The following is an 11,581-nucleotide window of genomic DNA, read 5'->3' as shown; positions in this document are numbered from 1 at the left end:
CACAATGAAGTTAGCGTCCAAACTGCCCGCTTTCACCGCAGCCGGAGTATTGCTAGCCCTCAGCCTTGCCGGCTGCGGAAGCCCCGCCCAGAGTGCCGGCGTGGTCACGGCCACCGCCACCGTAAGCACCGATGACGGACTGGTGATCAACGGCGAGTCCATCGCGGACAAGGCCACGTACGAGAAGGCAAAATCGCAAACACTGTCCCTGTACTCCGGCTACACCGACTCCTCCGAAAGCGCACTGGTTGACGCCTTCACCAAGGACACCGGCATCAAGGTCAACGTCGTCCGGCTCACCCCGAACAAGCTCTCCGAGCGCGTACTTTCCGAGCAGGGTGCCGGCAAGCTCAGCGCCGACGTCATCCGCACGTCCGACTACCGGATTGCCAAGTCCATGGAGGACGCCAAGGTCTGGAAGGCCTACGACGTACCCGGCGCCTCGGCCCTCAAGGACGTTTCCGTGGACGGCGGCCAGTTCACCCGCATGTTCAACTCCGTCTACACCCTGGGCTACAACACCCAGTTGGTGAAGGAAGCCGATGCCCCCAAGTCATGGGCGGATGCCGTCGGCGGGAAGTGGCAGGGCAAGCTGGGCATCGTCCAGGGCGGCTCGGGCGGGAGCACAGCTGCGCTGAACAGGTTCATGGAAACCAAGATGGGCGGCGACTACTTCGCCAAGTACGCTGCGCAGAAGCCCAAAATCTATGACTCCCTGGGCGCTGAAGCCACGGCGCTGGCCCGCGGTGAAGTGGCCGTAGGCACGGTCACCATCAGCGGCACCAACATCTCGGCCGTCCAGGACAAGGCTCCGGTCAAGTTCATCGTCCCCGAGGAAGGACTCGTCTCTTACGACTACTACCTGGGCATGACGGGCACCGCCACAAACGTGGAAGCCGCGAAGGTCTTCATGAACTACAACCTTTCCAAGCAGGGCCAGCAGGTCTTCGCGCAGATCGGTGAATACCCGGTCCGCACCGACGTAGCACCGCCCACCATCATGGGCGTGACGCTCCCCGCCGTCGATTCCGGCAAGGTCTACCGCATGCAGAACACCGACGCCGCGACCTACGGCAAGGACGACCTTGCCAAGTGGAACCAGGTCTTCGGCTACACCAAGTAACCCCGAAATCCCACGCCCGGGGACCCGGCCTCCGCCGGGTCCCCGGGCTTCTTGTTTCACACCACCATCAGGAGCCCTGTGACCGCCGTCCACGCCGCCGCACTTCCGGTACCCCGGAACACCTCGTCCCTGCTGGTCCTCCAGGACGGCAGGACCGTCGTCGAACTGGGCGACACCACCCGCGCCAGCTACGTCGCCTCTATGCGCAAGAGCCTGCTCTCGGTCCTTTTCGGCATCCAGGTGGACGCCGGCACGGTCAGCCTCGACGCCACCCTTGGTGAGCTCGGTGTTGACGATGTGGGCGGCCTGCTGCCCATCGAGCGGACGGCCCGGCTCCGTGACCTGTTGACGTCGCGGTCGGGGGTCTACCATCCGCCGTCCAGCCCGGGCAGTGACGAGGATGCTTTCCCTGCACGTGGCACAAAGGCGCCCGGGCAATATTTCGTCTACAACAACTGGGATTTCAACGCCGCCGGCGCCATCTTCGAGAAGGCCAGCGGCCTGGGCGTCTTCGATGCGTTCGAGAAGCACCTGGCCGGTCCGCTGGGGTTCGACGACTACGTCCCCACACGCCAGCAGATGCTCGGGGACGACCGAAAGTCCGCCTTCCGGGCTTACCACTTCTTCCTCTCCGCCCGGGACCTGGCGAAGATCGGGCTGCTGATGGCTGCCGGCGGCCAGTGGCAGGGCCGGCAGCATGTCCCCGGGGAATGGGTCAGGGAGAGCGTGGCCACCCATGTGAGGCGCGCAGACATGGCGCCGGCCACCGGTTTTGGCACCTGCGACTACGGCTACCTGTGGTGGCTACCCCGGGAATCCGGCCCGCAGTGGGAGGGGGCGTTCCTGGCTGCGGGCAACTACGGCCAGTTCCTGCTGGTCCTGCCGGCGATCGGGAGCGTCATTGTGCACCGGCGCGTCGTCAGCGACAGCTTCGCCATCGCACGGAACACCCGCACGGCAACTGCCTCGACGGCAGGCCCCGCTCCGGTGACCCACTCCGAATTCATGGACCTTGCCAGGGCGCTGGTTGCCGGGCCCCTGGCCCGGTAGGCATCAGAAAGGCACGGTACGACGGCGGCCCCATCCATTGTCAGGAAGCCGCGCCCTTGGCGACGGAACGGAATACCTTGGTTGCCTGCTGCGCGGCGGGGCTGAGCCTCCTGTTTGCCAGGTGCGCAAGAAGGATGCGGCGCTTCGGAGCCCCCGCGAGCGGGACTGCAACGACGTCGGGGCGCAGGGCCGTCAGCGCCAGCCTTGGTGCCAGCGCGATCCCGATACCGGCCGCCACCATGCCCTGCGTCTCCTGGTAATCATTGGCCGCGAAGGCGATCCGCGGCTCGAACCCGGCGTCGCGGCATACCCGGCTGAGGACATCGGCCACGGGGTGCTCATCGCGCACCACCCATTCCTGGTCGCTCAATGCGCCGATGCGGACCGAGCGCAGTTTCGCAATGGGATGCTCCCGCGGGACCAGCAGCATTGTTGGATCGTTCATCAGCGTGGCCAGGGTCAAGTCAGGATCCTGGATCTGCTGCCAGGGGTAGTCCCACAGCAGCGTCAGCTCGATTTCCCGCCGCCGCAACCGTTCCAGCAAACCGTCCCGCCGGGCGCTCACCACCGTTACCGCCACCTCCGGATGGCGGGCGCGGAACGCCAGCACCACATCCGGCATCAGGGAGGCCCCGCCGGTGGGAAAGGTCCCGAGCCGCAGTTGGCCGCGCCGAAGGCCCGCGAACTCCCCCATTTCGGCACGGGCAGCTTCCACGGTCCTGTCGATCTCGTCGGCGTAGTGCAGCAGGGCGTGCCCCGCCTCGGTCAGGACCACGCCCCGCGGGTGGCGCTCGATCAGGACCACACCCATCTCCTGCTCGAGTTTCGCGATCTGCTGCGACACCGCTGACGTGGTGAAGGAGAGTGCGGCGGCAGCGGAGGTCAGGGAGCCGGAACGGCCCACCTCGCGGAGCACATGGAGCCGGGGGAGGTCAAGGATTGCCATGCATTGAGTTTAGCAAAAGTAGATAGTCGTCCACTTATTTGCGATTGTGCTGAAGGCTGCCATCCCGGATCGTAGAAGGACAAGGTGCTGTGAAGTAGGGCACCTGCAAGTTACGAGGGAGAAATACAGTGGGACTCAAAGGACATTGGTACCGGGGTGGCACCAGCAAGTGCTGGCTCTTCGATGCCAGGGACGTGGCCCTCCACGCCCCCACCCGCGAGGACATCCCCGCACTGCTGTCCGCCGCATTCGGCGCAGCGGATGCGCGGCAGCTGGACGGCGTCGGGGGCGGAACGTCCACCACGTCGAAGGCCGCGGTCATCTGGGCCACCCCTGGCGCGGAGGCAGACCTCGACTACCTTTTCGCCCAGGTGGGGATCGGCGACACCACCGTTGAGCTGGGTTCCAACTGCGGCAACTGCGCCACCGCCATTGCCCTGTTCGCAGTCCAGACGGGCATCGTTCCTGCCGGGGACGGCATGACCAAGGTCCGCATGCGCCACGTCACCTCCGGCGCCGTGCTCAGCGGAGCGGTTCCAACTCCCGGCGGCCACATTCCCAAATCGGGCCTGGCGCGGGTTCCGGGCAGCAGCGCCGCCGGTGTTCCCGTCAGCCTCTCGTTCCACGGCCCCTGGGGCCAGAACACCGGCGCACTCCTGCCCACCGGCAACACGGTGGACCAGCTTGAGGTCAACGGCAGGATCCTGGACGCAACGATGGTGGACGCCGGCGCCCCTGCCGTGCTCCTCGCAGCCGACCAGGCCGGCGTCGACCTTTCCTCGATGACGGACAACCTCTCCGCGCAGCTGCCCACCCTCATTGCGGCACGGGCATCAGCAGGCCTGATCATGGGGCTGCGCAAGCCTGAGGATCCGCCGCAGAACGCTGTCCCGAAAGTCGGGGTTGTGGCGCCTGCCGGGGACTACATCGCCGCGGACGGAACCACCATCACCGCCGGAAGCCACGACGTGCGGGTGCGGATGCTGTCCATGCTCGCGCCCCACCCGGCCATCGGCCTCACCTCAGCCGTGGCAGTGGCCCTCGCAGCCTCGCAGCCGTCGTCGGTGGTAGCCAACGCAGCAGCCCAATCATCCTCCGCCGGCACCGGAACTCCCCGCTTGCTGCGGATCGGGACACCTGCCGGCGTGATCACCGCCGAAATCATCACCGATGACACCGGCACCGTCAGCGAAGTGGCCCTCCACCGGGCGGCCCGCCACATCGCCACCGCAGATATCGACGTGGCCCCGGCCGCCGAGCTGTCTGCCTAACACCCCTATCTCTTTGCCCCATCATTAAGGGGCCGCACCAACCAGGAAGTTGTTCAATGAAGATCAAATCCATCCTCGGACACCTGTATGTCCAGGTACTCATCGGAGTCGCCCTCGGCGTAGTTGTGGGCGCGCTGTGGCCGGACCTCGGTTCGTCCCTCAAGCCCATCGGCGACGGCTTCGTGAAACTCGTGAAGTTCATGATCGCCCCCATCGTGTTCTGCACCATCGTCGGAGGCATCACGTCGCTGAGGGACACCAAGAAGGTGGGCCCCACCCTGATCCGTTCGCTGGGCCTCTTCTACGCGCTGACGGCACTCGCCCTGGCCCTGGGCCTGGCCGCGGTGACGCTGTTCCAGCCCGGCGCCGGGATGCACATCGATCCCACGCATCTGGACTCCTCGGTGGCGCAGAAGTACACCACGCAGCTGCCCAGCAGCAACCCCGTGGACTTCATCCTCAGCATCATCCCCACCACCTTCGTTGGCGCCTTCGCCGATGGTGAAGTCCTGCCCGTGCTGGTCATTGCACTGCTGTGCGGCTTCGCCTTCAGCAAGCTCGGCGCACCGGGCCAGCTGGCCCTGAACGTGGTCAACAGCTTCAACAAGCTGCTCTTCATCATGTTTGGCTACATCATGAAGGTGGCTCCGCTGGGAGCCTTTGGGGCCATGGCCTTCACGGTGGGCAAGTACGGCGCCCACTCCATCGGCAACCTCGGCATGCTGATCCTTGCCTTCTACGCCGCCTGCATCGTCTTCGTGGTGGTCGGCCTGGGCATCCTGGCCAAGGTGACCGGCTTCAGCCTGTGGCAGATCCTGCGCTACTTCAAGGACGAATTCCTGATCGTCCTGGCCACGTCCTCCAGCGAACCGGTCCTGCCGCGCCTGCTGTCCAAGCTCGAGCGGATCGGCTGCGACCGCAGCGTTGTAGGACTCGTGGTCCCCACCGGCTACTCCTTCAACCTCACCGGAACGGCCATCTACCTCACCCTTGCCTCCATGTTCATCGCCCAGGCCTGCGACATCCACCTGAGCTGGGGCCAGATCCTGCTGATGCTCGGCATGATGCTGCTGACGTCCAAGGGCGCGGCGGGCGTCACCGGCAGCGGCTTCGTGGCCCTGGTGGCCACCCTGACAGTCATGCCCACCCTGCCGGTGGCCGGCGTGGCCCTCATCGTTGGCATCGACCGGTTCATGAGCGAGGCCCGCGCCCTCACCAGCACGGTCTGCAACATCGTCTCCTGCGTGGCAATCGCCAAGTGGCAGGGTGAGCTGGACATGGTCAAGCTCCGCTCCGAGCTCCAGGCGGGCTTCGTGCCCACCGAGGCGGAGAAGGTTCAGCTGGCCGAACCGGCCCTGGCCCACTAACCGGCCGCCAAGCCACCACCCCAGGGTTTGCCCGGGACCCCGGAACGGGTCCCGGGCAGATCCCTGAGCGGGGTACTACTGCACAAACCCACACGGAAAGGACCCGCCAATGAGCCAGCGCCAAACGGAGCAGGACATTGCAGAAGACTGCGATGAAGGCACCTGCTTCTACTGCCAGAGCCCGGAAACCGACTAGCGGCCCAGCTGTCGGGCCCTACACCCACTGCTCCCATACCGTCAGCTGCAGGGTGACGCTCCCGGACGAACCAGCCACCACAGCACCAGCCCCCACGGAAGGTTCGACGGCGGCACCTACCCTGCCGCCGTCGTCGTCCCGTCCGGCAAAACCAGCCTTCCAATTAAAGCCAGCCCCGCGGGCAAAACCGGCCCAGCGCATCACGCCCGGACCGCCTCAGCAGCCTCATCGGCGGTACGCACCGGCGTTTCCAGCCCCAGGTGCTCGCGGAGCGTGTTCCCGCGGTACTCCGTGGGGTACACGCCGCGTTCCTGGAGTTCCGGGACCAGATGGTTCACGATGTCATCCAGGCCGGTGGGGATCAGCCACGGGGAAATGTTGAATCCGTCCACGGCGCCCACCCGCGCGTACTCGGCCAGCTGGTCCGCCACCTCAACGTACGAACCGGTGAAGGTGGAATCGATCCGCGCGGTCTTCGAGGTGACGAACTGCCGGATGGACAGCCCCTTGTCCTTGGCTTCCGCCCGCCACTGGTCCGCCAGCTGCCGGGCCTTGGCGCCGTGGAAACCGCTGCCCCGGGTTTCGGACGTTTCCTCCACCACCGGATCGATCTCCGGCAGGGCGCCGTCCGGATCGTAAGAGGACAGCTCGCGGCCCCAGAACTGCTCCAGGTAGGCAATGGCCTGCTGCGGGCCGATCTGCAAGCTGCGCACCCACTCCTTCTTCTCAGCGGCTTCGGCGGCAGTAGGCGCCAGGATGAACTCGCTGGCCGGCATGATCTGCACGGCGTTGGCGCCACGACCGGCGGCCACGGACCGCTCCACGAGGTCCTTCCGGAAGTCCACGGCGTCGTCGAACTTCGGGTGGGCAGAGAAGATCACGTCCGCCTGCCGGGCTGCGAAATTGCGGCCCTCGGGCGAGTCGCCGGCCTGGAACAGCACCGGCCGGTACTGGGCGCTGCGCGGCAGCCGCGGCGTGACGTCCACCGTGTAGTGCTGCCCCTGATGCAGCACCCGGCGGGCAGGGCCGTTCGGCGTCTCCCAGGAATCCCAGATCCGTTTGGCTGTCTCCACGAATGCTTCGGCGTGCTTGTACCGGTCGGCGTGGTCCAGGTAGCCGCCGCGGCGGAAGTTCGCACCGGTCCAGGCGTTGTCAGTGGTCACGATGTTCCACGCCGCGCGGCCGCCCGAGATCAGGTCCAGGGAGGCGAGCCGGTGCGCCAAATCGGCGGGATCGTTGTAGGTGGTGTTCTGGGTGGCCACCAGGCCGATGTTCTTCGTCACCGACGCCAGGGCGGCGAGCATGGTTTGTGCATCCGGCCTGCCCACCACGTCCAGCGCGTGCGGGCGGCCCAGGTGCTCCCGCAGGCGCAGCCCCTCGCCCAGGAAGAACGCGGCGAACAGGCCCCGCTCCGCGGTCTGGGCGATCCGGCGGAACGATTCGAAGTCCGTCTGCGAGCCCGATTCGGCGGCCTTCCAGATGGTGCCCGAGTTGACGCCCTGGAAGAAGACCCCAAACTGGATCTGGCCGCTCGGGGTGAAGATCTCGGATGTAGCACGGGTGTGCTGTGTCATGTTTTTCCCTTACTTTCCGGCGCCGGCAGGCGCAGCAGCGGCGGCGGTTGCATAGCGGCTGGCCGGGCGCTCCAGGCCGAGCAGGTCGCGGAAGGTTCCGTCCTGCGCCACCGGGCGGAGTGCTCCGCGGCGCCGCAGTTCCGGAAGGACCAGCCGGCCCAGTTCCTCCACGTCAACAAAGAGCGACGCCGGGTGCAACCGCACGCCGTCGGCCTCCTTTAGAAGGTCGGCGAGGAAGTCGGTGAGGCCGGCCGCAGAACCTGCGAAAGCCGCCCGGCCGCCGTCGAACGATGCGTCCCGCGCAGCCGCGTCCTGGCCGCGGGCGTCCAGGACGACGTCGAGCTCGGCGATCACGGCAATGGACGCCCCCACCCGGGCCCGGACGTCGCGGACCTCAGCCGCCAACAGTTCCGCTGCGGGCGCGGACACCAGCACGGCATCCACCGCGTCCGCCCGGACTTCGCCGAGCAGGGACGCGGGAACCAGCACCGGCAACTGCCCCTGGAGCGGCCGCGGAATGATGGATGGCCCCTTGACCGAGTACCCAACACCGGCAAACCCGGCAGGCGTCTGGAAATCAACGTAGTGCAGCTTGTCCACGTCGATGTACCGGCCGGTGGCAACGTCGCGGATCACGGCGTCGTCCTCCCAGGAATCCCACAGCCGGCGGGACACCTCGATGGAGGCGGCCGCTTCCTGGCCCAGCGCCGCGCCGGTGACGGCGGAACGGCCGACGGCGGCAGCCGCTTCAGGTGCGTCGGCGGCGGTGGCGATCCACCCGGCCCGGCCGCGGGACACGTAGTCCAGGCTGGCCAGCTGGGTGGAGACGTGGAAAGGCTCGGTGTAGACGGTGTCCACCTCCGGGACCAGCGCAATGGTGTGCGTCACCGGCCCCGCGAAGGCTGCCCGCTGCAGGGCGTTGGCCCGGGCGGGAACCGGTGCGTCGGTGAAGGTGGCGGCGTGGAAGCCGGCCGACTCCGCTGCCAGCACGGCGCGGGCAAGGTCCGCACCGTCCCAGCCGGCGCCGTCGAGCTCGATCGCCAGGAAGCCCGGCTTTTTGAAGGTACTCACTGCTGGTCCTGACGTTCGTAGGGAATCTTTTCGCCGGCTTCGATGGCCACGGGCAGCCGGTTTTCGGCTGGCGGCAGCGGGCAGGTGGCCAGGTCCGTGTAGGCGCACGGCAGGTTCACGGCCCGGTTGAAGTCCAGCACCACGGACCCGTCCGCGGCGGGCACCACCGAGAGGGAGCGGTTGGCCGCGTAGGTGGTCTTGCCGGAGGTCTGGTCGGTGAACAGCACGGACAGGGAGCCGGGCGCGTGGCCGTTGAACGCGGTCAGCGCCAGCTCCTGGCCGGCCAGCTTGAAGCGGATTTCCCCGGGTGCCTCGTAGACATGCTGGATGCCTTCCACGGCTGCACCCACGGTGGTGGGCCGCGGCGCCTCGAACGGCACGAAGGTTCCGCGGACGGCATAGGCAGCGTCCGGGGAGTAGGCGGGCGTGCCTTGGTAGGCCTGCAGGAGCGGGTTTTCGGGGTGACGCGGCCGCACGATGTACTCGCCGCCCCGCTTGGCCAGTTCAATGACGGTCTCGCCGGAGACCAGGTTGATGCCGCCGCGCTCTTCGACAGGCCCGAACTCCAGCGATGCGCCGGCTTCGGTGTTCAGCTCCGTGCCGTCCTGCTGCAGGCTGTCACCCGGTTCCAAAAGGACGCGGACGACGTCGGCCGCCACGCTCCAGGTGCCCGGGGCGCCTTCCAGCCGGGCGGGTTCGCTGCCCAGCCAGTGCAGGTGGGTCACCGCCAGGAAGCCGTGCGGGTGGGCGCGCTGCTGTTCGTGGGCGGCGTGCCATTCCTGCCAGTCGGCGTCGAAGGACTCGAGGGCGGTTTCAGTGGACAAGGACATTCTCACTCCTGGCGGTGGTGGACGGGCGGACAAATTCGGGACGGTTGCCGTAGGGGTCGCCGGCTTCCCACAACGTGGTGGGGGCAGCCGCCCGGACGGCCGGGATAACCTCCAGCGCAAACCGCTCCAGGATCTCCAGCTGCTGCTCGAACGGCAGGGTGGTGGGCAGGGAGATGGATTGAAGGTCATGCCCGTACAGCGAGTGGTAGCTCAGGATCTTGTCGATCACCTGCTCAGGGCTGCCCACCAACGCCGGGCCCTCGGCCACTGCGTGCTGGATGTCCCGGAAGGGCGAATTGTTGCCCGGCACGTTGCGGTTTGCGGTGAGGGCCTCGTACACCGGGCCGAACTGGCGGATGGCCTCCTGTGTGGTGCCGGCGATGAACACGCCGCCGGCCCCGCAGCCCGAGCCCACGTACTGGTGCCGCGGATCATGGCCATGCCGCTCGTATTCCTCGCGGTAATGATCGATCAGCACCGCGTAGTTTTCGCGCGGCTGGATGGCGTTGGCCGTGAACAGCGGGTCACCCCATTTGCCGGCGAGCGCCGCCGAGGTCAAGGTTGTAGCAGAACCGTGCCAAATACGGGGTGGACCGTTGAACGGCCGCGGCGTGGTGGTGGTTGGCTCAACCAGCGCCGGCCGGAAGCGCCCGGTCCAGGTGACGTCTTCCTCCCGCCACAGCCGGCGCAGGAGCTGGTACTTTTCCGCCAGCAGGTCCCACTGGTCCGCCAGGTCCAGCCCGAACAACGGGTACTGCAGCACCTCGTTGCCCTTGCCGATGGTGATTTCCAGGCGGCCGCGGCTGAACTGGTCAATGGTGGCGTAGTCCTCCGCCACCCGGACCGGGTCCAGGACAGAGAGTACGGTGACGCCGGTGTGGAGCCGGATCCGGTCAGTGACCGCGGCGATGGCCGCCAGCACCGTGGTGGGCGAGGAGGAAATGAACTCCCCGGCGTGCCGCTCCCCCACGGAGAAGCTGTCAAAGCCCAGTTCCTCCGCCCGGCGCGCGGTTTCCACCACCTGGTTCAGCCGGTCTGCGGTGGAGACGATCTCCCCCGTGACCGGGTTCTTCAGGTGCGGAATGATATCCAGGACCTGGAACTTCATGAGGCCTTCCCGGACGGCGTGGCGGTAGCCGTTGCCTGGGTGGCCGCGAAATTCTCATCGGTGATGGTCTTGGATTCGGGCAGGGCTTCCTCGGACAGGCCCCAGCGCTCCAGCACTTTGCCGTAGGAGCCGTCCTTGATGGCCGAGTTGAGGGCCTCGGAGATGACCGGCGCCAGGCCGTTACCGCGCAGGGTGGTGGCTGCCACCAGGGTTTCGGACGGCCAGCCTGCGTTCACTTTGCCCACCACCTTCAGGTCGTCCCGGGTGTTTTCCCGGTACACGGTGGACGGGTAGGGGGCGATGTTAAGGTCCGTCCGGCCGGAGGAGAGCGCCAGGATGGTGTCGGCGTCGGACGAGTAGTACTGCAGCGTGGCCGGGGCCTTGCCCTTGGCCTCCAGTTCCTTGTTCCAGGCCAGCAGGATCTTCTCCTGGTTGGTGCCGGACCCCACGGAGACCTTCAGGCCGGAGATATCGTCCGCGCCCTTGATGTCATAGGTGGCCGACTTCTTGGCCTCGAAGCCCATGTACGCGGCGCGGTAGCTGGCGAAGTCGAACAGTTTCACCCGGTCCTTGTTCACGCCCACGTTGGAGAAGACGGCCTCAAAGTCGCCGGACTGGGTCTTCAGCGGCCAGTTCTCCCAGGACGTGACCTGCACGTCCAGCTCCAGGCCCAGTTTGTCCGCCACCAGCTGGGCAATGTCCAGCTCGGAGCCGATCGGCGTCTTGTCGTCCGTGGCGTGGAAGGACAGCGGGATGGAACCGGCCGTGGTGGCCACCGTCAGCTTGCCGTCCTTGCTGATCAGGGCGGGAACCTTGGCGGCGAGCGCCGGGTCCTTCTCCGCGCGGATCCGCTGCTGGTCCGGGGACGTGTTGTAGACCACGCCGTTGCGGGCCGCCGTCGTCTGCGCGCCGCCGCTGGGGTTGCCGGCGGCCGAAGCACCGGGGTCGGCGCACCCTGCCAGCGCGGCGGTGCCAAGGAGGACGACGGCGGGAAGCACCGCGAGCGCGCGGCTGCGGCGGAGGCCGGGGGTGGAGAAAGCCATGG

The 11,581-nt window shown here is 67.2% G+C and carries 11 protein-coding genes; 4 read left to right on the top strand and 7 right to left on the bottom strand.

The window, feature by feature from the left end; all coding sequences use genetic code 11:
* The first annotated feature begins 4 nt into the window (after positions 1–4).
* Together QRM96_RS15740 and QRM96_RS15735 are read left to right on the top strand one after the other, a co-directional pair.
* A complete protein-coding gene (locus tag QRM96_RS15740) occupies positions 5–1,123 on the top strand; it encodes an ABC transporter substrate-binding protein (RefSeq protein ID WP_285320207.1) in 1,119 nt (372 codons plus the stop codon).
* A 78-nt stretch (positions 1,124–1,201) separates the two neighbouring features.
* The gene (locus QRM96_RS15735; RefSeq protein ID WP_285320206.1) at positions 1,202–2,173 is read left to right on the top strand and encodes a serine hydrolase domain-containing protein; all 972 of its coding nucleotides are present in this window, start codon (positions 1,202–1,204) and stop codon (positions 2,171–2,173) included.
* A gap of 40 nt (positions 2,174–2,213) precedes the next feature.
* On the opposite strand, the gene QRM96_RS15730 is transcribed toward QRM96_RS15735, so the two are convergent.
* Positions 2,214–3,119, bottom strand: a complete 906-nt coding sequence (locus QRM96_RS15730) for a LysR family transcriptional regulator (protein WP_285320205.1) — start codon at positions 3,117–3,119, stop codon at positions 2,214–2,216.
* Between the two features lie 128 nt (positions 3,120–3,247).
* Between QRM96_RS15730 and QRM96_RS15725 the strand changes: the two genes are divergently transcribed.
* Both QRM96_RS15725 and dctA read left to right on the top strand, forming a co-directional pair.
* Positions 3,248–4,390: a PrpF domain-containing protein gene (locus QRM96_RS15725; RefSeq protein ID WP_285320204.1), complete on the top strand. Its 1,143-nt coding sequence runs from the start codon at positions 3,248–3,250 to the stop codon at positions 4,388–4,390.
* Between the two features lie 56 nt (positions 4,391–4,446).
* Complete coding sequence (gene dctA / locus QRM96_RS15720) at positions 4,447–5,757, top strand: C4-dicarboxylate transporter DctA (RefSeq protein WP_018763858.1); 1,311 nt, start codon at positions 4,447–4,449, stop codon at positions 5,755–5,757.
* Between the two features lie 214 nt (positions 5,758–5,971).
* Here dctA and QRM96_RS15715 read toward each other — a convergent pair whose 3' ends face one another.
* From QRM96_RS15715 to QRM96_RS15690, 6 genes are read right to left on the bottom strand one after another with little or no spacing between them, the layout of a single operon-like run.
* Entirely contained in the window at positions 5,972–6,154 is a 183-nt protein-coding gene (locus QRM96_RS15715) for a hypothetical protein (RefSeq protein ID WP_018763857.1), read from the bottom strand.
* Complete coding sequence (locus tag QRM96_RS15710; RefSeq protein WP_285320203.1) at positions 6,154–7,527, bottom strand: NtaA/DmoA family FMN-dependent monooxygenase; 1,374 nt, start codon at positions 7,525–7,527, stop codon at positions 6,154–6,156. Before QRM96_RS15710 ends, QRM96_RS15715 begins: the two co-directional genes overlap by 1 nt.
* 9 nt (positions 7,528–7,536) lie before the next feature.
* Positions 7,537–8,598 carry an LLM class oxidoreductase gene (locus tag QRM96_RS15705; RefSeq protein ID WP_285320202.1) on the bottom strand — a complete coding sequence of 354 codons (1,062 nt, stop codon included), beginning with the start codon at positions 8,596–8,598 and terminating at the stop codon, positions 7,537–7,539.
* Entirely contained in the window at positions 8,595–9,428 is an 834-nt protein-coding gene (locus QRM96_RS15700) for a DUF1684 domain-containing protein (protein ID WP_285320201.1), read from the bottom strand. The genes QRM96_RS15705 and QRM96_RS15700 overlap by 4 nt, the downstream gene beginning before the upstream one ends.
* Positions 9,412–10,536, bottom strand: a complete 1,125-nt coding sequence (locus QRM96_RS15695; protein WP_285320200.1) for an LLM class flavin-dependent oxidoreductase — start codon at positions 10,534–10,536, stop codon at positions 9,412–9,414. The genes QRM96_RS15700 and QRM96_RS15695 overlap by 17 nt, the downstream gene beginning before the upstream one ends.
* Positions 10,533–11,579: a transporter substrate-binding domain-containing protein gene (locus QRM96_RS15690; protein WP_285320199.1), complete on the bottom strand. Its 1,047-nt coding sequence runs from the start codon at positions 11,577–11,579 to the stop codon at positions 10,533–10,535. Before QRM96_RS15690 ends, QRM96_RS15695 begins: the two co-directional genes overlap by 4 nt.
* Between the last annotated feature and the right edge of the window lie 2 nt (positions 11,580–11,581).

This window comes from Pseudarthrobacter sp. lyk4-40-TYG-27 (assembly GCF_030209295.1).
Taxonomy (GTDB): domain Bacteria; phylum Actinomycetota; class Actinomycetes; order Actinomycetales; family Micrococcaceae; genus Arthrobacter.
This window is presented reverse-complemented; position numbering and strand designations above follow the sequence as displayed.

Coding starts and splice junctions, on each gene's coding strand:
- QRM96_RS15690 (WP_285320199.1), bottom strand. CDS start 11,579: ATGGCTTTCTCCACCCCCGGCCTCCGCCGCAGCCGCGCGCTCGCGGTG.
- dctA (WP_018763858.1), top strand. CDS start 4,447: ATGAAGATCAAATCCATCCTCGGACACCTGTATGTCCAGGTACTCATC.
- QRM96_RS15740 (WP_285320207.1), top strand. CDS start 5: ATGAAGTTAGCGTCCAAACTGCCCGCTTTCACCGCAGCCGGAGTATTG.
- QRM96_RS15710 (WP_285320203.1), bottom strand. CDS start 7,527: ATGACACAGCACACCCGTGCTACATCCGAGATCTTCACCCCGAGCGGC.
- QRM96_RS15715 (WP_018763857.1), bottom strand. CDS start 6,154: ATGCGCTGGGCCGGTTTTGCCCGCGGGGCTGGCTTTAATTGGAAGGCT.
- QRM96_RS15730 (WP_285320205.1), bottom strand. CDS start 3,119: ATGGCAATCCTTGACCTCCCCCGGCTCCATGTGCTCCGCGAGGTGGGC.
- QRM96_RS15695 (WP_285320200.1), bottom strand. CDS start 10,536: ATGAAGTTCCAGGTCCTGGATATCATTCCGCACCTGAAGAACCCGGTC.
- QRM96_RS15700 (WP_285320201.1), bottom strand. CDS start 9,428: ATGTCCTTGTCCACTGAAACCGCCCTCGAGTCCTTCGACGCCGACTGG.